Genomic DNA, 23223 nt, shown 5'->3' with positions numbered 1-23223 from the left:
TATAGGGTGTCCTTCAGGACCGGTCGAGTTGGAGGAAAGTGAGCAGGGAGAGTGAACGCGCGTGGGTGATCACGGCACCATCGTTGAAGCGGATCAGGTGTCATACCGGTATGGCGCTCGCCGCGCTCTGAGTGAGGTCTCGTTCACCATCACGAGCGGAACACTCGTTTCTCTCGTCGGGGGCAACGGGTCCGGTAAGAGCACGCTGCTGGCATTGATTGCCGGCGTTCTCGCGCCGGACACCGGTTCGCTCACCTGCCGAAGTAGCGCCCGGCCGGCGATCGCCTTCCAACGTTCGATGAACGCTGACGAGCTCCCACTCACGGTGCGCGAATGTGTGACCCTCGGGCGCTTCGGGCCACAGCGCCTGCTACACCGCCTGACCGGGGCAGATCGCCGCATCGTGGACGAGTCGATCGAAAGACTCGAGATCGGCCACCTTGCCGGGAAGCAACTGCGCGATCTGTCCGGAGGTCAGCGGCAGCGGACTCTCTTAGCGCAAGCCCTCGTGCAACAGAGCGACCTGCTTCTGCTCGACGAACCCACAGCTGCGCTCGATGCCGAAGGGCAGCGGGTTGTCGACGAACTGCTGCGCGAGCAGACGAATGCCGGGACAACGATCATTCAGGCCACGCATCGTGCACAGGACACGGTCAACAGTGATCGGGTGCTGGAGCTGTCCGAGGGCCGCCTGGTCAAGTCGCCACTAAACAAAAGAATGTAGGCTCGTCCATCGTGCATCCTGACGTCTCCGCTGATCTCGCCGAACTCGACACCACCCTCAAGACGGTCGAGTCGGTCCTCGACGTCGAGGAGTTGCGCCGTCGTATCGACGAACTCGAGCATCAGGCCGCTGACCCGGACCTGTGGAACGACCAGGACCACGCGCAGCAGGTGACCAGCGAGTTGTCGCACGCACAGAGCGAACTGCGCCGCGTGGAGGAATTGCGGCAGCGACTCGACGATCTGCCCGTGCTGTATGAATTGGCCGAGGGCGAAGAGGGCGACGCTCAGGTGGCCGCGCTCGCGGATGCCGATGGTGAGCGGGCCGCCCTGCATGCCGACGTGGAGGCCATGGAGGTTCGTACGCTGCTGTCGGGTGAGTACGACAAGCGTGACGCGCTGGTCAATATCCGATCCGGTGCCGGCGGCGTCGATGCCGCGGACTGGGCCGAAATGCTGATGCGTATGTACATCCGCTGGGCCGATCGACACAAGTATGCCGTCGAGGTCTACGACACCTCCTACGCCGAAGAGGCAGGTATCAAGAGCGCCACCTTCGCGGTGAAGTCGCCTTACGCCTACGGCACCCTCTCGGTCGAGATGGGTACCCACCGCCTGGTCCGGATCAGCCCGTTCGACAATCAGGGTCGCCGCCAGACCTCCTTCGCCGAGGTCGAGGTGTTGCCGGTGGTCGAGACTACCGACCACATCGAAATCCCCGAGGGTGAGATTCGAGTGGACGTCTACCGCTCGTCGGGCCCCGGCGGGCAGAGTGTCAACACCACCGACTCCGCGGTGCGCCTGACACATGTCCCCACCGGCATCGTCGTCACCTGTCAGAACGAGAAATCTCAACTACAGAACAAGATCTCGGCGATGCGCGTGCTGCAGGCGAAGCTGCTGGAACGCAAGCGGCAGGAAGAGCGCGCCGAAATGGACGCGCTGAAGACGAACGAGGGGGCCTCCTGGGGTAACCAGATGCGCTCCTATGTGCTGCACCCGTATCAGATGGTCAAGGATCTGCGAACCAACTACGAGGTCAATAATCCGTCCGCCGTGCTCGACGGTGACATCGATGGTTTCATCGAATCCGGAATCCGCTGGCGAATGCGAGAGCAGGCGAGCTAAATGAATGTCGCGGGGGTAGGGGCGTTCGCCTCGTCCGCTGATTTCACCACCTGGCTACGTTCAGAAGGCTTGGAAATTGTCCTACTGATCCTGGGCGCGATGCTATTCAGCAGGTTCGCGACCTTTATCCGGGATCGGGTCACGCGCAAGATCGACGCGGGCTTCCAGAGCAGCGACGCACTGGTGCGCACCGAGGCGGCGAAGCATCGGCACGCGCTGGCGCAGGTGGTCACCTGGGTGGTGCTGACTATTGTCTACGTGCTGGTCGGTGTGGAGGTGCTGCGGCGGCTCGGTTTCGCGGTGACCGGACTCGTCGCGCCCGCCGCGGTCCTCGGTGCCGCGCTAGGCTTCGGCGCGCAGCGCATCGTGCAGGATATTTTGGCCGGATTTTTCCTGATCACGGAGCGTCAGTACGGATTTGGTGATGTAGTTCGCATCGCGGTGACTGGCTCCTCGGAGATGGCGGAGGGTACCGTCGAGGACGTAACGCTGCGGATCACCACGCTGCGTAACGCGGATGGCGAGGTGATCATCGTGCCCAACGGGCAGATCGTGAAAGTGACGAATCTATCCAAGGATTGGGCGCGCGCGGCCATTGACGTGCCGGTCGCGGCCACCGCGGACATCAACCGGATCAACGAGATCCTGCACGCGGTCGGTACAAAGGCGTACGAAGACCGAAGGTTGAAGCCCCTGCTGCTCGATGAACCGAGCGTGATGGGCGTCGAAGACCTGACGGTCGATCAAATGAACATCCGAATGGTTGCCCGAACTTTGCCGGGCAAGCAATTCGAGGTCGGTCGCGAGTTGCGGGTGCGAGTCGCCGCAGCGTTGCGCCGGGAGGGAATCAGTGAGACCCAGTAGATCCACGGCGATCCTCATGGCAACATGGATCGCCACGTTCGTGTTGTACCTGTTCGTCAAGCCCGATAAACCGGTCCCACCGGAATCTAGTCCGGTGTTGAATACCGTTCCGGCAGTAGTGAATACCGCGCCACCCGGGCGCTGACCATCCGGTTGCCGGGGGTGCGCAGCGGTTGCTGGTTACACTGGCTTCCCGTGATCACCATGCGGAACGTCACCAAGGCGTATAAAACCTCGACGAGACCCGCGCTCGACAACATCACCGTCGATGTGGACAAGGGCGAGTTCGTCTTCATCATCGGACCGTCCGGTTCCGGGAAGTCGACCTTCATGCGCCTGCTGCTCAAGGAGGAGGCGCCCACAGCGGGAGAGATCCAGGTCGCGGACTTTCGGGTCGACCGGCTGCCGGGACGGCGGGTACCAAAGTTGCGCCAGCGTATCGGCTGCGTATTCCAGGACTTCCGGCTGTTGCAGCAGAAGACCGTGCAGCAGAATGTCGCCTTCGCGCTCGAGGTGATCGGCAAGCGGAGGCAGTTCATCGACAGGACGGTTCCCGAAGTGCTCGAAATGGTGGGGCTCGGCGGCAAGGCCGATCGCCTGCCCAGCGAACTCTCCGGTGGCGAACAGCAGCGGGTCGCGATCGCGAGGGCATTCGTGAATCGGCCGCTGGTACTGCTCGCCGACGAGCCGACGGGCAATCTCGATCCCGATACCAGTGGCGACATCATGCTGCTACTCGAGCGAATCAACCGCATCGGCACCACGGTGGTGATGGCGACGCACGACAATCACATTGTCGACGCGATGCGCAGGCGGGTGGTCGAGCTCGACCAGGGCCGGATGGTGCGCGATGACGCGACCGGCGTCTACGGGGTGGGTCGATAATGCGGCTCGGTTTCCTCTTCGGTGAGGTCTTCACGGGCCTGCGCCGCAACGTCACGATGACCATCGCGATGATCCTGACCACCGCCGTGTCGCTCACCATGCTCGGTGGTGGTCTGCTGGCGGTCCGGATCGCCGACAAGACCGAGAACTACTTCATGGACCGGGTCGAGATTCGGCTGTTTCTGACCGATGACGTGTCGTTGGGCGATCTGGAGTGTTCCAAGGAACCGTGCCAATCGCTGATGTCGGATCTGAAGAAGACCGACGGCGTGGTCTCGACCCAGTTCGTCAACAGTGACGAGGCGATGAAGGAAGCTACGGAGGTTACCTTCAAGGACCAGCCCGAAATGATCGACATGATCAAGGACACCAGGCTGCCCGCATCGCTGCGCGTGAAGATGACCAACGCCGAACAGTACGAGCGGATCTTCTCGACGTTCCATACCCGGCCCGGCGTGCAGAGCGTGCTCAATGACAAGGAGATCGTCGACCGCCTGGTCAGCATCTTCGATGGCCTGCGCAATGCGGCGTTCGGACTGGCGCTGGTGATGGCGCTGGCGGCACTGATGCTGATCGCGAACATGGTGCAGATCGCCGCGTTCACCCGCCGCGAGGAGGTGGGGATCATGCGGCTGGTCGGTGCGACCCGCTGGTACACACAGCTGCCCTTCCTGCTCGAGGCTGTCGTCGCGGCGGTCATCGGATCGGGATTGGCGATCCTCGGCCTGCTCGTCGCACGGCCCATGGTGGTGGACAAGGCCCTCGGCCAGCTGTTCGACAGCAATGTGTTCCCGCATGTCACCGGCGATGATATTGCGATGGTCGCGCTGACCATCGCGCCGATCGGCATCGTATTCGCGGCCGTCACCGCCTACGCCACGCTGCGCTACTACGTCCGCGAGTAGCTCTCGCCTTATCGCATGACCGGGACCCGGGCACGGCCGTCGCCGCTGGGTCCCGGTCTTTGCCTGGATTTGTTATCCGCCTGTGGATAACCGGCCGTCCCGCCCCGATGTAGGGGTTTACCTCTCGGCCGACGCTCGTAGGATGGGCCGGGTGGAATCCCCCGATACTCTCGCGGCTATACGAACCGACGGCGACCTCGGCACCGATTCCGGTGCGGCGCAAGAGGTTCTACGTCGTGTATTCGGTTACGACAGCTTCCGCGGCGATCAGCGGGAGATCGTCGAGCAGGTGGTCGGCGGTGGGGACGCGCTCGTCCTGATGCCGACCGGCGGCGGAAAGTCGCTGTGCTACCAGGTTCCCGCGCTGGTGCGTCCCGGTGTCGGAGTCGTGGTGTCACCACTGATCGCATTGATGCAGGACCAGGTGGACGCGCTCAGCGCGCTTGGCGTGCGGGCCGGGTTCCTCAACTCCACCCAGTTCCCGGACGAACGGCGCACCGTTGAGGCCCAGTTCGTCTCCGGTGAGCTGGACCTGCTGTATCTGGCGCCGGAACGGCTGAGGTTGGAATCGACGGCTGATCTGCTCGATCGCGGCAAGGTCGCATTGTTCGCCATCGATGAGGCGCACTGCGTCTCGCAGTGGGGCCATGACTTCCGGCCCGACTACCTGAGCCTGTCGATGCTGCACGAGCGATGGCCGCGGGTGCCGCGCATCGCGCTCACCGCGACCGCGACCGACAAGACTCGCGACGAGATCATCCAGCGTCTTGACCTCGGTTCCGCCAAGCGCTTCGTGGCCAGCTTCGACCGGCCCAATATCCAGTACAGAATCGAGCCGAAGAACCGGCCTGATCGCCAACTACTGGATTTCATCAGCACCGAGCACGCCGGCGACGCCGGCATCGTCTACTGCCTGTCGCGTAACTCGGTGGAGAAGACCGCGGCCTTCCTCACCGAGAACGGCGTCACCGCCGTGCCGTATCACGCCGGACTCGACGCACGCACCCGCGCCACCAACCAGTCGCGATTCCTGCGCGAAGACGGACTCGTGGTGGTCGCGACCATCGCCTTCGGCATGGGCATCGACAAGCCGGACGTTCGGTTCGTCGCCCATCTCGATCTGCCGAAATCGGTCGAGGGCTACTACCAGGAAACCGGGCGCGCGGGCCGCGACGGCCTGCCGTCGACGGCCTGGATGGTGTACGGGCTCAATGACGTTGTGCAGCAACGCAAAATGATCGACTCCTCGGACGGTGACGCCGCCCACCGCCGCCAGCTACAGCTGCATCTGGATGCGATGCTGGCGCTGTGCGAGACCGTAGAGTGCCGGCGCACGCAGTTGCTCGGCTATTTCGGGCAGCCGGGTGCACCGTGCGGCAACTGCGATACCTGCCTGACGCCGCCGGAATCCTGGGACGGCACCGTGCCCGCGCAGAAGGTGCTCTCGACAGTGCTGCGACTCAAACGTGAACGCGGCCAGAGCTTCGGTGCCGGTCACATCGTCGACATTCTGATCGGCAAGAAGAACCCCAAGGTATTGCAACACGATCACCACGAACTGAAGGTTTTCGGTGTCGGCACCGACCTGCGTGACACCGAATGGCGTGGCGTGGTGCGGCAGCTGCTCGCCCAGAGCCTGTTGGCGGTGCACGGCGACTACGGCGTGCTCACGCTTACCGAGGCCAGCGACGGGGTGCTGTTCGAGGGGCGCAAGGTCATGATGCGCCGCGAGCCGGAGCGTGCCGCGCCCTCGCGTGCGGCGCGCACCACCAAGTCCGCGAAGTCCGCCAAGGCGCAGGTCGATCTGGCTCCCGCCGATGTCGGCCTGTTCGAGAAGCTGCGCGAATGGCGCGGCGCGACCGCCAAGGAACAGGGCGTACCCGCTTACGTCGTCTTCCACGACGCCACCCTGCGCGAGATCGCCGGGCGCAAGCCGGTGAGCCTGTCCGAGCTCGGTGCGGTCAGCGGGGTCGGGGAAAACAAGCTGGCCAAGTATGGAGAGCAAGTGTTGGAAGCACTGACCGCAGAGTGAGATTCGGCACGTTCCGGTCGAACTGATAGGCGGAGCTCTCGGCATGTAGTCGGCCGGTTGCCAATTGTTCAGGTTATGTCGCGCGGCTGCGATCGTTACCCGGGTGACGAACGGCTACCGATCGGGCGCGCACTACTACGGAGGACAACGCATGACAGATGACAGCACGATCGGGCGGCGTGGCTTCCTGGCAGGCGCGGCGACCATAGCCGCGGGCGTGCCGTTGATGGGCTTGTCGCCCGCCAACGCAGTGCCGGTCGCGCCGGATGTCACCAAGTTCGACTTCCCGGCCGATCGCAGCGTTCGGGTCCTCGTCACCGGGGACGCGGGCACCGGCACCCGGGCCCAGTGGGCCGTCGCCGACGCAATGCGCGATGCCCATGGCCGCCAGCCGTTTTCGCTCGCTCTCGGCCTCGGCGACAATATCTACGAATCCGGCCCGAACAGCGGTATCGACGTCCAGTTCGCGGACAAATTCGAAAACCCCAATGCCGGACTGGATTTCCCGTGGCTGATGGTGCTGGGCAACCACGACAACAGCTCGATCTACGGCGGGGACGGCGGCTGGTTGCTGCGTGGCAACAACGAGGTCGAGTATCACGCGCATTCGCCGCGCTGGTGGATGCCGAGCCGGTACTACTCGGTGCGAATTCCCGAACAGCGTCCCGTCGTCGAGTTCTTCGTGCTCGACATCAATCCGCTCGCTTCCTATATTCCGCCGCTCTTCGACCCTTACTGGTCTGTCGACGGCCAGTTCATGAACGAACAGCGTGCCTGGTTGGACCAGTCCATCGCGCAATCACCGGCGCCATGGAAGGTCGCCTGCACACATCACCCCTACCTCAACAATGGCCCGCACGGCGACGCAGGACGCTACGAGGGGTTGCCGATCGAGCCACTCAACGGCGTGCACGCCAAGCGGTTCTTCGACGATCACGTGGTCGGTAAGTGCCACTTCATCCTGTCCGGGCACGATCATTCGCTACAGGTGCTGGAACCGACACCGGAATCGAAGGGTACGCGCCAGATCATTTCGGGCGCCGCCGCCAAAACCGTTGGTGCCGAACCCAGATTGAATCCCGGCGGCTCCGGGAACGCCGCGCTGTACGAGAACTATCACGAGCTCGGATTCATGGTTATGGAGCTCACCGCGAGCACGGTCGACCTGCGGGCGTACACGGTCGATCCCGCGACAGGTGGCGCGAGTGAGGCTTTCACCCGCCGCCTCGGCTGATCGCCGGTTCCAACTGTGTTGCGCTGGGCGGTAATTGCGGCGCACCGCCGATTCGACGGCTACCGTGCTGGCTATGGCATCGGGTGATGGCTCCGCCGACGACGGAGACGGAGCCGACTTCTCCGGCGACCCCCCTTTCAGCGACGCGGGGGACACGCCGCCCTATCGGCCCAGCGGCATCGACCCCTCGGTCGAACCGGTGTGGCTGCGCCGCCGCTCACCACGGCCGCGCCGTTACCCCACGCTGCCGCGACTCTCCACGATCATGCTGCTCGGCGCGTTCGTTGCCGCGCTGGTGCTGTATACCGTGCTCCGAGCGCACGGCTAGTCCACCGCTGCCCGAGCTACCGCCTTGCGACCTGGGAATAATCCCGTTGCGGCGTCACTTTAAGGTTGTCGTTATGAAGGAACAAGGGCGCAAGGTCATCGCGACCAACCGCCGGGCGCGGCACAACTACACGATCTTGGACATCTACGAGGCCGGGATCGCGCTGGTCGGTACCGAAGTCAAGAGCCTGCGCGAGGGCAAAGCCTCGCTGGTCGACGCCTTCGCGACTGTCGACAACGGTGAGGTGTGGCTGCGCGGGCTGCATATCCCCGAGTTCAGCCACGGCACCTGGACCAATCACTCGCCGCGGCGGGTGCGCAAACTGTTGCTGCACAAGCGCGAGATCGAGCGGCTCGTCGGCAAATCACGCGAGGGCAACCAGACGCTGGTGCCGTTGTCGATGTACTTCTCCGACGGCAAGGTGAAGGTCGAGCTTGCGCTGGCCAAGGGGAAACAGGACTACGACAAGCGGCAGGATCTGGCCAAGCGCACCGCCGAGCGCGAGGTCACCCGTGAGCTAGGGCGGCGGATCAAAGGCATGAGATGATCTCCGTCCTGCTCGCCGCAGTGGCCGCGCTCGGCTATGGGGTGAGCGATTTCTTCGGCGGAGTCGCATCCCGGCGGGTGACCGCATTGCGGATCGTGGTCGTCTCCTATCCCATGTCGGTGGTGCTCGTCCTGGTCGCGCTGCCGTTCGTCGGCGGTCATCCGGACGCTGCCTCGGTGGTGTGGGGTTTGGCCGCCGGCGTGGCCAATGGTGTCGCGGTGTGGTGGTTCTATGCCGCCCTGGCCAATGGCCCGATGGCCGTGGTTTCGCCATTGACGGCAGTGCTGGTGGCAGGCATTCCGGTGTTGTGCGGGCTGGTGATCGGGGAACGTCCCGGCGCACTGGCCTTCGCCGGCATTGCCTTCGCGTTGGTCGCCGTACTGTTGGTCAGCCGCGAATCGCCCGACGATGTCACCGAGGAGATCACCGGCGGTCGAGAGCTGCGCTTTACCCGCAAGGTCGCGTTGCTGACCGTCGGATCGGGAGTGGCGTACGGGTTCGCATTCGTCTTCCTGCACGCGACCCACTCGGGTTCGGGGTTGTGGCCGCTGCTGTTTCAGCGGGTCGCGGCGACCGCGGTCGTCTGGGTGAGCGCGCTGACGGTAGGTGAGTTCAAGACGCTGCACGGCGAACCGCTGCGGCTGGCCGCCTACATCAGCGTCCTCGATGTGGTCAGCAACGCGGCCCTGCTGTATGCCTTCCACGGGTCGCTGCTGTCGCTGGTGAGCGTTATCGGTTCGCTGTATCCGGCCGCGACCGTCCTGTTGGCGATGGTGTTGCTCGGCGAACGCGTCGGCCGATTACAGCAGGTCGGGATGGTGCTCGCCCTCGCGGCAGTCGCGTTCATCGCGGTCAACTGACGCTCACCGCGCGCGCCGCGAATAATGGAATGAACCACTCGTCGGTGAGTGTTAATATGACTAGCCCGGCAAGGTGTCGGGACGTACGGGGCTGAACGGTTTCGACTGCGTACGTAGATTTAGGGGAAGCGTGTCGGTGCAGGCAAGAGACCACCGTAAGCGTCGTTGCAACCAATTAAGCGCCGATTCCAATCAGCGCGAGTACGCCCTCGCTGCCTAAGTAGCAGGTCGTCTCTGTCAGTCCGGGTTCGTCCCTCGACCCGGGTACTGGCATCAGCTAGAGGGAATTACCGTCCGGCTCGGTCACGGAGTCGGATGGGACATCAAACAGTGACTGGGATCGTCATCCGAGCTTGTTCGCGAGACCCGGAGATCCAAGCAGAGACTTAGCGAACTGCACACGGAGAAGCCCTGAAGACGCGGCGGAGGACCCGGGTTCGATTCCCGGCAGCTCCACCCAGGCCCTCTGACTTGGAATACAGGTCAGGGGGCTTTTTCATGCGCCGACCACCCGCAAATGCGGTGCCGTGGGCGACACCACAGCACGCGGTGTCACTGTGCGCCGGGTACGAAGTGGTTACGGTCCCGCATTCGGATTATCAGCGCTGGCTGCTGTCCACCACGGGCAGCAATGTCGAGGCCGGCGAGGACATCCGATACTTGCCTCGTCACCTCGCCGACGATGTACCGGTGGACGACTGGTGGCTCTACGACGATGATCGTGTCGCGTTCAACCTGGTCGACCCGGACGGCAAGCTTGATGGGATGGCCGTGACGAGCGACTCCGGAATCGTGGCGTACTGCCGGTCTGTCCGAAACTGTCTGTGGCAGAAGGTGATTCCGTTCGCTAACTATGTCGACGGCGTGTGCGCCCACCAGTGACGCACGCTAGTCGCGACGCACAGGAGGCCCTGGGGCAGCGTCTGAGGGAGATTCGTCGTCGGGCGGGGCTGACTGGCCGTCGGCTCGCGAGCCAGGCTGGCTGGCTGGCTGGCTGGCACGAGTTGAAGGTTTCGAAACTCGAATACGGAAGCTCCGTCCGTCTGTCCGATGCCGACGTCCATGCCTACTGTGAGTCCACAGGCCTTCCGGCATCACCGTGCCAGCTACCAGGGCACTACGCCGTCGCGGCCGATGAACGAGCCGGATGCGGCATCGATCTTCAGCATCGCGGCCTCGACCACGGGTTCGGCGCCTTGCGCGGCGGTCAGCGGTGCCTGGGCGCGGTTGATGGGCGAGAAGTCGGTCTGCGCGAATCCCGGATCGACGGAGAACACCTTGATGCTCGTGTCCGCGAGAACCTTCGACAGCGTGATGGTCAGGCTGTTGAGTGCCGCTTTGGAGGCTTGATAAGCGGGCACCACCATGTCGGCCGGATCGGCGCGGGACTGCAGGGTCAGCGACCCCATGAACGAGGACACATTGACGATCCGACCCGAGTCGCTGCGCCGAAGCAACGGCAGCAATGCCTCCACGGTGTGGAACACCCCGATCACATTGGTCTCGAGTGTCCGCCGCACCGACTCCGGATGCGCATACCGGCTGGGACCGGGCGCATCCCATTCGGCGGCGACACCCGCATTGTTCACCAGCACATCCAACCGCCCATGGTCGCGCGCGATGACATCGGCCAGCCGCTGCACCGATTCGATCGAGACGACATCGAGCCGGTGGCCGTGCGCGTCGACACCCCGCTCACCCAGCAGCCGCGCCGCAGCCACCGCCGCCTGTTCGGAGCGCCCCGTCACGACGACCGTGTACCCCGACAATCCCAATGCCAGCGCCGTCTCGAACCCGATGCCACGAGTCGAGCCCGTCACCACCGCAACCTCGGCCACATCAATTCCTCTCCGAATGTGCTGTCTCGAACGAACTTCCCTCCGAGGATGGGGTGCAAGGACCCCACAGCACCGGCGGAAAACGGACCTGACATTCCGACCGGACCCAGGAGCAGCATCACCACCACTGTCGACAGATACGGACACCTCGGCCGGGAGGCCGGGCACAGGCCGTCGAAGCCATCGTGGGATCGCTCACGACTCCGGCTGCGGCCCTGGAATCCGGTGAGTTCTCCCGCCGCTTCCAGCTGGCACGCGACGGACAGCTCGGCGAGATCGGCCTGTACCAGGCGGATTCGAGGATTTCGTGCGCGACCACGCGGGCCGTCAGTTCACCCTGAGCGCGATCGGCAAGGCGCTCGAGCGCCTTGCCCGGCGCTGTCCACAACTCGCTCGTCAAGCTCACCGAGGCCGGGGTCGCCGTGAAGAGGTGTGACGCGCCCAAGCGCTTCAGCCTCAAACCGTCAGAGTCGGACCAGGATTCTTGACATCCGCAGCTGCGGTATCGCGTGGCAGCCACCCATCAGTGCGCGGCCACACTTTCCTATTCCCGGAGCACTTGGCGGACGCGTCGTCGGCGCGCGGTCGTCAGTCGTCGGCGGCTACCACGAGAAGCGTCGAATTCGACACCCTGTCGATGAGGAATAGCTCGTGGAATTCGGTATGAATAAACCCGTAGTCGTTGACGGCAGACCCATCGAGCTTGCCGAGTATATATCGACTTGTCGACCGCCGGATCGGGTCCAGGACTTGCTTTTCGATGGCATCCTGCAGTGCTGGAGGGATATTGCCGCATCGCGTCGTCCATCGCTTTAGCAAGTCGACGGCTGTAGCCGTATCAGCCGGATCGTATTTGTCGGAGTCGATTCGATTGCGCCAGTATGGTCCATGACGCGTGCCTTTCGGGTCAACGCCGCCACCGATGTAGTCGTCGCGAAACTGAATGCTGTCGACCAGAGCTGCCAGGATTGCACGGTCGTCGGATTCAGGTTCCGAGATGTTGAACCTCTTCACGTCGATCCACTGATAGCAGTGACTGCTTCCCGCATCGAACTCGAAGTCGCGGAAGTTGACGAGCGATGTCCGGTCGTACTCGAGCACATATTTGGCCGCCACAGCCGAACTCCGATCTATTGAGTATGGTCCGAAAATTTAGCCTATTTAGGTATATGCCAGCGCTTGATCGAAACTCCAGGGACATTATTGTAATCTATTGTGGCGCCACCCGATTGGCTGAAGGGGCGATAAGTTACTGTTGATTTGGGGTCACCGGATATTTCCCATACCTCGATATCTCCCTTGGGAGTCGGTTGTACTCGAGGCGGTCCCAGCTTCTCCGTGAGCTCCGCGCGTGCCTTATCCACCTGCTCCTGTGAGACCATCTGGACGCCTGTCGCATCTTCGGTCCCTATCAGTGCCCCGGACTCGTCGGTGACCACATCTTTTACTGCCGCCGACTTCTGCTCGGTAGTCTGCGCTGTGCCCGACTTCTGGTTACCACTTCCCCCATTGTCGGTGCCATCATCGTCGTTGATGTGCGTTTGTATAGAGATGATTCCGGCGAGGGCGGCGCCGATGGAGTTGAAGTCGGGTACCCCGTTGAAGGCTTCGATCGTCACGGCAGCGCCAGCAACGAAGGCTCCGGTCCAGCCGAATGCGCTGTACAGCTTGCTGAGTTCGTAGGCGGTCTTGACAGCAGTGACGGTTTCGCTGCCGATGACCGCAGCGGTGGCTCCACCTGCGGCGACGCTGGCGCCGAAGGTGAACCAGGCGGTCACGGCGGTGACAGCGAGGGTTGCGGTGAGTGCGATCAGTGCTGTCTTGATGGCTGATTCGAAGTCGACGCGTACGTCGTGGGTGTTGGTCTGGTATTCGCCGATGGGTTTGGCGAGGGGCACCGATGCCGCAGCAAGTTGGGTGGCGCCGCCGCGCATGGTCTCGAGGTGGCCGCGGAGGCCTTCGATGCCTTTCTGGTAGGTGGCGTTGCTGGTGTCGTCGGCACCGTCGAACATTCCGAGGATCGTGCCGATAGTGGAGGCAGCTCCTTGAACAGTCTGGTGGTTGCCGAACGTTTCCCAGACCGCCTTCGCTTTGCCTAGTTTGTCTTCGTCGCCGTTCGGGAGCTTCCCGATCGCATCGGCGATCTGTTTGGCGACCTCGTTGAAGATCGCCTCGACCCCGTTGGCGTCGCGTTCGATGCCACTGCCGTTGTCGCCGACCGAGGTTGGGAAATCCACCTTGTACTGTGACACCTGTTGAATGGTGGGGCGCTCGGGTCTGGTGCTGGTCTTGCCTTGATCGCTGATGCCGAGGTTGTAGCCCGCCGCATACAGCACGTACCCGAAGTTCGTCAGTGCATCGGCCAGGTTCGTACATGTTTGAGCCGTTTCCAACGCGGCTTTGTCGAAGGCTAAACCCCACTCCTTACATCCATGGGCATTACCTGCCATTCCCGCGCATCCGCCCTTCATCGCGTCGTGCACTGGCTTGTCCGCGGCGCGAAGATCATTGGCGAGGTCGTGGCATTTCTTGGCGGCTTCGTAATAGGTTGTCCAATCGACCTTCACTACTTATCCGCCCAGCATCTTGAGATTTGTCTCGATCGCGCGGGTGTAGCGGCCGTGGGCCTTCCTCGCGGCATCGCTCATATCCCGAACACCTTCGGTGAACTCCCGTGCACCAGTGACCCATTGACTGTGGGCATCGGCATAAGCCTGGGCGGCCACACTTTCCCAGCCGGTACCGGCGAGGGTCGCGACCCGGTCGTCGATCTCGTCGAGATGCTCATCGATGAACCCGGCCAGCCCGGACAGGCGGGCGACGATCTCCTCGAGGTGATCGAGGTCGACGGAGAATTCGGTGGTCATGGCAGATCCAAACTGGAGGAGGAAGTGTTCAGCACCGATGCGTTACCTTCGTCGCGGGCCTCATAGGTATCGGCGGTGACGCCGAGCTTCTCAGCCATGTCGGTCAACGCCGACATGATCTGGCTCCCGCCATCGTGGACATCGGTCCAGCCCTCGACGAAGTCGGTCGCCGAGGCGCCGGTCCAACTGCCGTTGGTCAGCGAATCCACATCCTTGGCAGCGGAATCCAAGGCTGTGCGCAGTGTTTCGGCCAGCTCGTAGACGTACTTGCCGACCTCACGCACCTTCTCGGGCACAACCGAGATGCTGTCGCCAGAGGCGGGCTTCCCCCCCATCACTCATGGCACCGAATGCTACCGACGCACATTTATCATGTCGAACAGGTCTGAGCAGGCACTCTGTGACGAAACGTGCTGGGGAACGCGCGCATTCGACTCCACCGGCGGCATGGCGCTGATCCACGTCGTTTGCACCCGCAGAGCAGCCTCGAGGCCGAACACGTCGAACAGCTGAACGGGCCAACCCTGGCGGTACCTCAAAGAGTGCGGCCTGTTCGACGTTACTGATCGACCAGTCAAGGGCGCATCGGTGACCTTCATCCGCAACGAATCTCGCCTATGAGGAGCTTCATCGGGGTCGACGGCGTGGCACCTTGGTCGGCCGTCGATACAGGCGGACCGCCACCGGCGCGGCATCGTGGAACGCCGAAGCATCGCATGACGCTCAGTTCCATCCGGCATTCGCGTTCGCCCGTCGTCGGCCACCGAAAGGGCTCATTCACGCTTCCGATAGTCGGGCATATGGTGCGAAATCCGGTCAGATGTGATGCAGGCAACTAGGCCTGATTGCAAACCGCATCGGAAATACCGATAGGTTCTTCTGGATAGCACCACGCGGGCGGGACCGGCCCTGGATTGATGGAGGGAACGTTTCATGCCCATCCTGCACGAAAAACTACATGAGATCTACGACGAGGTCTTACACCGTAATGCCGGTGAGACCGAGTTCCACCAGGCAGTACACGAAGTACTGGACAGCCTCGGGCCGGTGGTGGCCAAACACCCCGACTATACCGATGCCGCGGTGATGCGACGCCTGTGCGAACCGGAGCGGCAGATCATCTTCCGGGTGGCCTGGGTCGACGATGCGGGCCAGGTGCAGATCAACCGGGGATTCCGGGTGGAGTTCAACTCCGCGCTCGGGCCGTACAAAGGCGGGCTGCGTTTCCATCCGAGCGTGAATCTCGGCATCGTCAAATTCCTGGGTTTCGAACAAACCTTCAAGAATTCACTGACCGGTATGCCGATCGGTGGGGGAAAAGGTGGATCCGATTTCGACCCGAAGGGTCGGTCCGACGGTGAGGTGATGCGCTTCTGCCAGGCGTTCATGACCGAGCTCTACCGGCATATCGGCGAACACACCGATGTCCCGGCGGGCGATATCGGTGTCGGCGGTCGGGAGATCGGCTACCTGTTCGGCCAGTACAAGCGCATCACCAACCGCTTCGAATCCGGTGTGCTCACCGGTAAGGGAATTGCCTGGGGCGGATCGCAAGTCCGCACCGAGGCCACCGGTTTCGGCGTGGTTTTCTTCGTCGACGAGATCCTGCGGGCCAACGCCGACAGCTTCGACGGCAAGAAGGTCGTCATCTCTGGTTCCGGCAATGTCGCCATTTATGCGATCGAGAAGGTGGAAAAACTCGGTGGCACGGTGATCGCGTGTTCCGACTCCAGCGGTTATATCGTCGATGAGGCAGGTATCGACCTAGAGCTGCTCAAAGAGATCAAGGAGCGGCGCCGGGAACGGATCTCCTGCTACGCCGACGAACGTGGCCCCTCGGCCCGTTTCATCGAGGACAGTACGGTGTGGGAGGTGCCGTGCGATATCGCACTGCCCTGCGCCACCCAGAACGAACTCAACGGCCATGATGCGGCCGTGCTGGCGAAGAACGGGTGCACGATAGTCGCCGAAGGGGCGAATATGCCGTGCACCCCGGAGGCAGTGCGGGTGTTCACCGAGGCGGGGGTCGTGTTCGCCCCTGGTAAGGCGGCGAACGCCGGCGGCGTCGCGACCAGCGCATTGGAGATGCAGCAGAATGCGTCGCGAGATTCGTGGTCGTTCGAGCACACCGAGGGACGTCTCGCCGAGATCATGCGTGGCGTCCACGATCGGTCGCTGGCGACAGCCGACGAGTACGGTTCCCCTGGCAACTATGTCGTCGGCGCGAATATCGCCGGATTCATCCAGGTCGCGGACGCGATGCTCGCACTTGGTGTCATCTGAGGCCCGGGCTGGGGTCCCGTAGCTCGAAACGAGGAGCCGCCCGTGCGCGACTGCGCCACCGGAGGTGCGGCGTCTCGAGTTCGAGACCGGCGACGAGCGCGCCATGCGTATGCCAGCCGGGTCCGATATGGCTCGCCGTCCAGTACGCGCCTCGCCGCTCTGGGGGCGACTGACAGGCGGCTGTCGGCACCACTGGCCGAGTGCGACGGGCTTGTCACCAGTGGCGAGATCAATTCCGAGAAGCAGGCCGGGCGGTTGGTCAAGGATGCCGTCTGACCTGCTTCTTCTCTGTGGGCCTAACACGGCTCAACGCGAACTGTCAGAGCATAATGGCCGGTGAGCCATGCGTCCCAGGGTGATTCAGCGGATACGAGTCGGCGACCGTCATGCCATCGACGCCTGGTATTCGACTTCGCCGGCGGCGACGATCGTCTTGACCACGTCATCGGCCAGCGCGCTGAAGCCGACCAGTTCCGCCGCCATCTTCGCCAGCAGGGTGGACATCCTCATGCTGGCCGTCGAGATTCCGAGCATCGCGTGGGCGATCTCCGCGGGGGCCGCGGTACCCCCCGACGCGATGAGGATGGCCGCGCTCTCGACGAGCATTCCGGCGAGGGTGTTCAGGATTTCGGTGATGATGCCGCGAACGCCCGCCCCCTGTTTACTTCCGCCAGACCTTACCGATCGGTGCTTGATCCTTCGAGCGGTCGGGCCGGGAAGTCGGACCCCATCGAACGTGCCGTTACCTATTGAACGTACCGTTGAATAGCGGTATATTGATCGGCGCGGGCACATCTCGCTCCACCGAGGCTATTGACGTCGAGCCCGCCTGGTCGTCGATTGGCGATCGACCGATTCGTACCGAAATGAGGAAGCTCGATGGGTCGAGAAAACCGAACTGGACGTGTTTGGCCAGTAGTTGCCCGTATTGCAGTCGTATCCGCGATAGCGCTGACGCCAGTCGCCGTTTCCGTCGCGCCGGCGTTCGCGGAACCGGCAGTCGTCGAACTGGCGGCCGCCGAGCCGTTGGCCCTCGAGCCGTTGGCCCTCGAGCCGTTGGCCCTCGAGCCGGTGGTCGCCGAACCCGCGGCCACGGCGTCGGACCAGGTTGACGTGATTCACGGCCGCAATGGTCATGGTTCGTGGAACCGGCCGCGTTATCCCTTCTACCCCATGTATCCGAGTTACCCCAGCTATCCCAGCTATCCGGCGTACCCGGGTTACGGCTGGGGTATGTGGCCCATGCCGTCATCGGGAAGCGGGTTCTGAGCCAGCGCCGACGTGTGCTGAAAAGCTGCGGAGCGCCTTCGTCACTCGACAGGCCCGGTCCGTTTTGGGCCGGGTCTTCGTCGTTTTGCGTCGGCGGGCTTCGGGGTATGTCGGCCCGCGACGGCTGTAGGGTTTCGGGCCTCGGTTGCTAGGTTCGTCGGCTATCTTGCTGCGGGGTCGCCCGAGGGAATATTATGCGATGCACGTCATATGCGAGTGTGCGTGATATCGGGCAACGCCGGCGGGTGCGGTGGGTGTCGTATCAGGTGTTGCGGCGCGGATAGCGTGCCGAGCTCGTCGACCACAAACAGTGGTGATGTGCGATGACGCAAACAGCAAATGTCTTCGGGACTGCGAGGTCCCGCCTCTCGCCCATTGCCGAACGCGAGCTATTGGATCCAGAGGAGACCAGTGATGTCCGCTTTGGTGCGTAAGAGCTTCGATTCCCCTGATGAGACCCGGCTTTTCGAACAGGGCAAAGGCAAACTCGATCTCGTCAATGTCGCCGACGGCCCGGTGGGTCGAGCGGTCTTCGAACCCGGTTGGCGGTGGTCGGTCCACGTCAAGCCGATCGCCGGGACCGACAGTTGTCAGGCGGCCCACATGGGCTATTGCGTCTCGGGACGACTGGTGGTGGCTATGGATGACGGCGAGCAGCAGGAATACGGGCCAGGTGACTTCATGAGCATTCCGCCCGGTCATGACGCGTGGGTCGTTGGCGACGATCCGTGTGTCATGGTCGACTGGCAGGGCGTCGCCGACTACGCCAAGCGGTAGGTCCACCGAGGAATCGAAATGTCATGCCGGGCAATGCGTGCTCGGTGGCACGGCACCTTCTCCGAGGGAGTGGCGCTATGGATCTCGATTCCATCATCGATATCGTTCGGCGCCCCTCGGAACGGCCGGGTGCGGCTTGGCGCGACGGTGACGCGTGGCTGGCCGGGGGAACGTGGTTGTTCTCGACCGAGCAGTCCGATCTGCGGCGTCTGGTCGACATCACCTCGCTCGGTTGGGACAGCCTGGTACCGAGTGCGGCGGGTCTGGAGATCGGCGCGACATGTACCATCCGAGAGCTGAACGCGTTTGCGCCGCCGAATGACTGGCGCGCGGGCGCGCTGTTCGCCACCTGCTGTTCGGCGTTCCTTTCATCGTTCAAGGTCTGGAACGCGGCGACGGTCGGCGGCAATATCTGCATGTCACTGCCTGCGGCCCCGATGATCACGCTCACCGTCGCACTGGAAGCCACCTACACGGTGTGGGCCGCCGATGGATCCGAACGCACCATCGATGCCGCCGACTTCGTCACCGGCGACCACCGCAACATCCTCACCCCCGGCGATATCCTGCGGCGTATCGACATCCCGGCCGCCGCGCTCGGCAAACGGTACGCGCACCGGCGCTTCACCCTGACGCGGCTGGGTCGGTCGACTGTGTTCATGATTGCCACCCAGTCGCCCGGGACCGCCGACCTGCTGCTCACCGTCACCGCGGGCACCACCCGTCCGGTCCGCTTGGCGTTCGACGGCATGCCCGACGCCGAGGTGCTGCGGCAGCGCCTCGACGCCATACCCGAAGAACTGTGGTTCAACGACCCGAACGGCACGCCCGATCACCGGCGCCACCTGGCCGGGTACTTCGCCGAGGAGATCCGCGCCGAGCTCGCCGAAGGTGGTCTGTGGTGACCTACACGGTGAACGGACGCACGTTCGACGACGTGCCGAATCCTGGTCAATGCCTGCGCACCTTCCTGCGCTCGCTCGGCGTTCACGGCATCAAGAAGGGTTGTGACGCAGGCGATTGCGGCGCCTGCACGGTCTGGCTGGACGGCGATTCCGTGCACAGCTGCATCACACCCGCGTTCCGTGCCGAGGGGCGTGCGGTCACGACGATCGAGGGTCTCGGTTCGCCCGCGGACCTGCACCCGATGCAGCGGCAGTTCCGCGACGCTCCCGGCTTCCAGTGCGGATTCTGCACGGCGGGCATGATCATGACGGCTGTGGCGCTCACCGACGACCAAAAGCAAGACCTGCCGCGTGCGTTGAAGGGCAACCTCTGCCGCTGCACCGGCTACCGGGCGATCGAAGACGCGGTCAACGGTGTCGCCGGGATCGAGGTCGCCCTGCCCGGCCGGGCTGTCGGCACCAGCGTGGGAGCTCCGGCAGGCACCGAGGTGGTGACGGGCCGCGCCGAGTTCACGATGGACACCGCGATCGACGGCATGCTGCATCTGAAGGTGTTGCGTTCGCCGCACGCGCACGCCCGCGTCGTGTCGATCGACAAGACCGCCGCGCTCGCGGTTCCCGGTGTGCATCGCGTCTACACCTGGGAGGATGTGCCCCGCAAGCACTTCACGACCGCGATACACACCGATCACCTCGTCGATCCCAGCGACACCTACGTCCTGGACGACGTGATGCGCTTCGCCGGTCAACGGGTGGTCGCGGTGCTGGCCGATACCGTCGGGGCCGCGGAAGAAGGCTGCCGCAAGGTGATCGTCGACTATGAGGTACTGCCCGCCGTCTTCGACCCGGAAGCGGCGATGGCCGACGGCGCACCGCAGTTGCACGGCTCGGACGATCCGTTCGTGCGAGATCCCGAGCACAACATCCTGCTCGAGATCCATGGCCAGGTGGGTGATGTCGAGGTGGGGTTCGCCGAGGCCGAGGTGATCCACGAGGGCATATATTTTTCGCCGCGTGTGCAGCATGCGCATCTCGAAACGCACGGATCGATCGCGTGGATCGACGACGGTCGCCTGCACGTGCGCACCAGCTCGCAATCCCCTTCGATCGCCAAGGACAAGCTGGGCTATCTCTTCGATCTCCGTCCCGACCAGCTGCGCGTGTACTGCAAGCGGGTCGGCGGCGGGTTCGGCGGGAAGCAGGAGGTCATTACCGAGGATCTGGTCGCGCTTGCCGCATTGGACACCGGCCGGCCGGTCTGCTTCGAGTTCACCCGCGAAGAGGAATTCACGACGGCGTCACCGCGGCATCCGATGACGCTGACGGTCAAGCTCGGCGCGCGGGCCGACGGTACGCTCACTGCGGTCCAGGTCCGCAATGTGTCGAATACGGGCGCATACGGTAACCACGGCGGCGAGACATTGTTCGCCAGTGGGGCCGCGATCTCGTGCTACCGCTGTCCTAACAAGAAGTTCGACGGATATTCGGTCTACACCAACAACGTGCCGAGCGGCGCGCTGCGCGGTTACGGTATGACCCAGCCCGTATTCGCGATGGAGTCCGCCATGCACGAGCTGGCGGTCGCGCTCGATATGGATCCGCTCGAGCTACGGCGGCGCAATATTGTGCGTCCCGGTGACGCACTCGTAGCAATGGACGACGGCCCCGACGACGTCATGTTCAGCGAGGACGGCCTCGCGCAATGTATCGATCTCGTCGATGACGCTCTGCGGCACAACATCCCTGAGTCGCCGCCGGGAGACGGGTGGCTCATCGGCATCGGCACCGCCAGCTCGCTGCACGAGACCGCGCCACCGACCGACCATCTCTCGGAGGCCTGGTTGACCCTCGGTGACGACGGCGTCTACGAGCTTGCCATCGGCACCGTCGAGTTCGGTGAGGGCACCTCGACCGCGCATGTGCAGATCGCCGCCAACCAGCTCGGCACCACGCCGTCCCGGGTGCGCCTCGTGCAATCCGATACCGACAGAACGGGATTCGATACCGGTGCGTTCGCCAGCGCAGGTCTGTTCGTCGCCGGGAACGCGGTGCTGCGGGCAGCCGACGCCTTACGCGAGCGCATCTTGGTTTTGGCGGCCTCGCACCTGCGGGTCGATGTCGCTTCCTGCGCGCTGGCGGACACCGGGGTCGTCTGCGGCGGCAGCCGCTTGTCGCTGTTGGAACTGGTCGAAGTGGCGCGCCGACGCGGTATCCGAATGACGGAGGCGCGCAAGGCTTTCGGGTCGCCGCGCAGCGTCGTATTCAATGCGCACGGCTTCCGGATCGCCGTGCACCGGGTAACGGGCGAGATCCGCGTCCTCTACAGCGTGCACGCCACCGACGCTGGAGTCCTCATCAATCCGCAGCAGGTACGGGGCCAGATCGAGGGCGGCGTCGCCCAGGGCATCGGATTCGCGCTGACAGAGAACTTCCATGTCGACGAGAACGGCGTCATGGTCAACCCGACCCTGCGCGACTACCACATCCCGACATACGCCGATGTTCCCCACACCGACGTACTGACTGTTCATTCCACCGACTCTGTCGGGGCAATGCACTCGAAAGGTATGGCGGAGTGCTGCATCAACCCGGTAGCTCCCGCACTGGCCAACGCGCTCGAGAACGCGACCGGGATCCGATACCGCGAGCTGCCGCTTACCCCGGAACGCATATACCGCAGGCTCGTCGAGCACCCACCAGTTCAGTCGCGAGGAGAGGGTGATGGACGTCGAGAAGCTCACCGATAGCGCCGCGACGGTCATTATCGGCCAGAAGATACTCGTCGGATTCGAGAAAGCATTCCAGACCTGGCAGGAGGATCTGAATGCCGCGGCTTCTGGTTACGAAGGATTCCTCGGCGCCGAGATCGACCTACCCACCGCTGTGCAGCCCGAGTGGGTTGTGATCTACCGCTTCGACTCTGTCCCTCATTTACAGGCTTGGATAAACAGCGCAACCCGCCAGGAGTTCCTGGACAGGGGACAACAATACTTCGACGGGCCCGCCACCCAGCAGGTCATCAGTGGCGGTGCGCGCCCCTCCGATCCGCTGGTGACGGTCGTCGTCACCCACCGCGTGAATCACGACAGCGTCGCGGGCTTCCTGGCGTGGCAGACGAACCTGAGTCGGGAGGAGGCCAAGTTCGACGGCTTCCGCGGCAGCGAACTATTCCGCCCTATCGAGGGCGTTCAGGATGAGTGGACCGCGCTCTATCGCTTCGACACCGCCGCGCACCTGGCCACGTGGCTCACCTCGAAGCGACGCCGAGAGCTGCTCGCTGAGGGGGAGAAGTTCAGCGACTTCGAATTGCGGACCATCGACAACTCGTTCGGCAGCTGGTTCGCCTTCGACGAGAACGGCACCGAGAGGGCCGCCCCATCGGATACCAAGACCGCTATCGCGATCTGGGTCGGCCTCTACCCGACCGTCGTGCTGCTCACCCTTGCCCTGTCCCCGCTGAAAATGCCGCTCTGGCTGGGCCTACTCATCGGCAACCTGCTGTCCAGCTTCGTGATGAGTTTCTTCACCATGCCGTACTACGTGAACCGGCTGCTGCGGCGGTGGTTGTGGCCACCGCCCGATGGGGCGACCGCGAAGACGAACGTCGTTGGCATCGTTGGCATTGCCGCTCTCATGCTGGCCTGGGTCGTCTTCTTCTATGTCGTGACGACCCAGCTCTGGACGCTGCCCTGACCCGTCGTGCGTCTCGAGGCTCGGTAGGGCATTCGAACCTTCGTTGGGTACGCAACCGCGGCAATAGCTTTCGTTCGAGACACGG

At 63.6% G+C, this 23223-nt stretch carries 25 protein-coding genes, 1 other RNA gene and 1 pseudogene; 21 read left to right on the top strand and 6 right to left on the bottom strand.

Annotated elements, in window-relative coordinates; all coding sequences use genetic code 11:
* Positions 1 to 61: 61 nt before the first annotated feature.
* From LKE06_RS00330 to LKE06_RS00270, 14 genes and pseudogenes are all read left to right on the top strand, one after another.
* Positions 62 to 724: a metal ABC transporter ATP-binding protein gene (locus LKE06_RS00330; protein ID WP_227996116.1), complete on the top strand. Its 663-nt coding sequence runs from the start codon at positions 62 to 64 to the stop codon at positions 722 to 724.
* An 11-nt stretch (positions 725 to 735) separates the two neighbouring features.
* On the top strand, positions 736 to 1851 hold the full coding sequence (gene prfB, locus LKE06_RS00325) for a peptide chain release factor 2 (protein ID WP_227996115.1): 1116 nt from the start codon (positions 736 to 738) through the stop codon (positions 1849 to 1851).
* On the top strand, positions 1852 to 2715 hold the full coding sequence (locus tag LKE06_RS00320) for a mechanosensitive ion channel family protein (protein ID WP_227996113.1): 864 nt from the start codon (positions 1852 to 1854) through the stop codon (positions 2713 to 2715).
* Between the two features lie 16 nt (positions 2716 to 2731).
* Positions 2732 to 2860, top strand: a complete 129-nt coding sequence (locus LKE06_RS33500; protein WP_504786958.1) for an Rv3103c transmembrane domain-containing protein — start codon at positions 2732 to 2734, stop codon at positions 2858 to 2860.
* Positions 2861 to 2910: 50 nt separating this feature from the next.
* The gene (gene ftsE, locus LKE06_RS00315; protein ID WP_227996111.1) at positions 2911 to 3600 is read left to right on the top strand and encodes a cell division ATP-binding protein FtsE; all 690 of its coding nucleotides are present in this window, start codon (positions 2911 to 2913) and stop codon (positions 3598 to 3600) included.
* The gene (ftsX, locus tag LKE06_RS00310) at positions 3600 to 4505 is read left to right on the top strand and encodes a permease-like cell division protein FtsX (protein WP_227996110.1); all 906 of its coding nucleotides are present in this window, start codon (positions 3600 to 3602) and stop codon (positions 4503 to 4505) included. Before ftsE ends, ftsX begins: the two co-directional genes overlap by 1 nt.
* A 151-nt stretch (positions 4506 to 4656) precedes the next feature.
* Entirely contained in the window at positions 4657 to 6537 is a 1881-nt protein-coding gene (gene recQ / locus LKE06_RS00305) for a DNA helicase RecQ (RefSeq protein WP_372477263.1), read from the top strand.
* Between the two features lie 151 nt (positions 6538 to 6688).
* Positions 6689 to 7771, top strand: coding sequence for a metallophosphoesterase (locus LKE06_RS00300; protein ID WP_227996106.1), 1083 nt, complete (start codon positions 6689 to 6691; stop codon positions 7769 to 7771).
* Between the two features lie 73 nt (positions 7772 to 7844).
* A complete protein-coding gene (locus LKE06_RS00295) occupies positions 7845 to 8099 on the top strand; it encodes a WLR motif membrane protein (RefSeq protein WP_227996104.1) in 255 nt (84 codons plus the stop codon).
* 73 nt (positions 8100 to 8172) lie between these two features.
* Complete coding sequence (gene smpB, locus LKE06_RS00290) at positions 8173 to 8646, top strand: SsrA-binding protein SmpB (RefSeq protein ID WP_227996102.1); 474 nt, start codon at positions 8173 to 8175, stop codon at positions 8644 to 8646.
* Entirely contained in the window at positions 8643 to 9506 is an 864-nt protein-coding gene (locus LKE06_RS00285) for a DMT family transporter (protein ID WP_227996100.1), read from the top strand. Before smpB ends, LKE06_RS00285 begins: the two co-directional genes overlap by 4 nt.
* A gap of 87 nt (positions 9507 to 9593) precedes the next feature.
* Positions 9594 to 9965, top strand: a transfer-messenger RNA (tmRNA) gene (gene ssrA / locus LKE06_RS00280).
* Between the two features lie 39 nt (positions 9966 to 10004).
* Positions 10005 to 10388, top strand: a complete 384-nt coding sequence (locus LKE06_RS00275) for a DUF6879 family protein (protein ID WP_227996098.1) — start codon at positions 10005 to 10007, stop codon at positions 10386 to 10388.
* Positions 10373 to 10585, top strand: a pseudogene (locus LKE06_RS00270) (helix-turn-helix domain-containing protein); the annotation flags it as partial. The gene LKE06_RS00275 and the pseudogene LKE06_RS00270, both read left to right, overlap by 16 nt.
* Positions 10586 to 10612: 27 nt before the next feature.
* Here the strand turns inward: LKE06_RS00270 and LKE06_RS00265 are convergent.
* Positions 10613 to 11344, bottom strand: coding sequence for an SDR family NAD(P)-dependent oxidoreductase (locus LKE06_RS00265; protein WP_227996096.1), 732 nt, complete (start codon positions 11342 to 11344; stop codon positions 10613 to 10615).
* 185 nt (positions 11345 to 11529) lie between these two features.
* Here LKE06_RS00265 and LKE06_RS00260 point away from each other — a divergent pair, with 185 nt between their 5' ends.
* Positions 11530 to 11685 carry a hypothetical protein gene (locus LKE06_RS00260; protein ID WP_227996094.1) on the top strand — a complete coding sequence of 52 codons (156 nt, stop codon included), beginning with the start codon at positions 11530 to 11532 and terminating at the stop codon, positions 11683 to 11685.
* Positions 11686 to 11932: 247 nt separating this feature from the next.
* Here LKE06_RS00260 and LKE06_RS00255 read toward each other — a convergent pair whose 3' ends face one another.
* From LKE06_RS00255 to LKE06_RS00240, 4 genes are read right to left on the bottom strand one after another with little or no spacing between them, the layout of a single operon-like run.
* Positions 11933 to 12460 (bottom strand): hypothetical protein, encoded by a 528-nt coding sequence (locus tag LKE06_RS00255; protein ID WP_227996092.1) that lies wholly within the window; start codon positions 12458 to 12460, stop codon positions 11933 to 11935.
* Positions 12461 to 12501: 41 nt separating this feature from the next.
* On the bottom strand, positions 12502 to 13911 hold the full coding sequence (locus LKE06_RS00250; RefSeq protein ID WP_227996090.1) for a hypothetical protein: 1410 nt from the start codon (positions 13909 to 13911) through the stop codon (positions 12502 to 12504).
* Positions 13912 to 13914: 3 nt separating this feature from the next.
* Complete coding sequence (locus LKE06_RS00245; RefSeq protein WP_227996088.1) at positions 13915 to 14211, bottom strand: WXG100 family type VII secretion target; 297 nt, start codon at positions 14209 to 14211, stop codon at positions 13915 to 13917.
* Positions 14208 to 14546 (bottom strand): ESX-1 secretion-associated protein, encoded by a 339-nt coding sequence (locus LKE06_RS00240; protein WP_227996086.1) that lies wholly within the window; start codon positions 14544 to 14546, stop codon positions 14208 to 14210. Before LKE06_RS00240 ends, LKE06_RS00245 begins: the two co-directional genes overlap by 4 nt.
* 598 nt (positions 14547 to 15144) lie before the next feature.
* Between LKE06_RS00240 and gdhA the strand changes: the two genes are divergently transcribed.
* The gene (gene gdhA, locus LKE06_RS00235) at positions 15145 to 16494 is read left to right on the top strand and encodes an NADP-specific glutamate dehydrogenase (RefSeq protein WP_227996085.1); all 1350 of its coding nucleotides are present in this window, start codon (positions 15145 to 15147) and stop codon (positions 16492 to 16494) included.
* Positions 16495 to 16878: 384 nt separating this feature from the next.
* Here gdhA and LKE06_RS00230 read toward each other — a convergent pair whose 3' ends face one another.
* Positions 16879 to 17100, bottom strand: coding sequence for a hypothetical protein (locus tag LKE06_RS00230; RefSeq protein ID WP_227996083.1), 222 nt, complete (start codon positions 17098 to 17100; stop codon positions 16879 to 16881).
* A 273-nt stretch (positions 17101 to 17373) separates the two neighbouring features.
* On the opposite strand from LKE06_RS00230, the gene LKE06_RS00225 reads away from it, so the two are divergent.
* The 5 genes from LKE06_RS00225 (at position 17374) to LKE06_RS00205 (ending at position 23138) form a co-directional block, all read left to right on the top strand.
* The gene (locus LKE06_RS00225; RefSeq protein ID WP_227996081.1) at positions 17374 to 17763 is read left to right on the top strand and encodes a hypothetical protein; all 390 of its coding nucleotides are present in this window, start codon (positions 17374 to 17376) and stop codon (positions 17761 to 17763) included.
* Between the two features lie 414 nt (positions 17764 to 18177).
* Positions 18178 to 18540, top strand: coding sequence for a cupin domain-containing protein (locus LKE06_RS00220; RefSeq protein ID WP_227996080.1), 363 nt, complete (start codon positions 18178 to 18180; stop codon positions 18538 to 18540).
* 77 nt (positions 18541 to 18617) lie between these two features.
* Entirely contained in the window at positions 18618 to 19445 is an 828-nt protein-coding gene (locus LKE06_RS00215) for an FAD binding domain-containing protein (RefSeq protein WP_227996078.1), read from the top strand.
* Positions 19442 to 22192, top strand: a complete 2751-nt coding sequence (locus LKE06_RS00210; RefSeq protein ID WP_227996075.1) for a molybdopterin-dependent oxidoreductase — start codon at positions 19442 to 19444, stop codon at positions 22190 to 22192. The genes LKE06_RS00215 and LKE06_RS00210 overlap by 4 nt, the downstream gene beginning before the upstream one ends.
* Complete coding sequence (locus LKE06_RS00205; RefSeq protein WP_227996073.1) at positions 22167 to 23138, top strand: antibiotic biosynthesis monooxygenase; 972 nt, start codon at positions 22167 to 22169, stop codon at positions 23136 to 23138. Before LKE06_RS00210 ends, LKE06_RS00205 begins: the two co-directional genes overlap by 26 nt.
* The last annotated feature ends 85 nt before the right edge of the window (positions 23139 to 23223 follow it).

Origin of the sequence: Nocardia australiensis (genome assembly GCF_020733705.1) — a bacterium.
GTDB lineage: Bacteria > Actinomycetota > Actinomycetes > Mycobacteriales > Mycobacteriaceae > Nocardia > Nocardia australiensis.
Note: the sequence above shows the minus strand (reverse complement) of the source record. Positions and strands in the feature narration are given on the sequence as shown.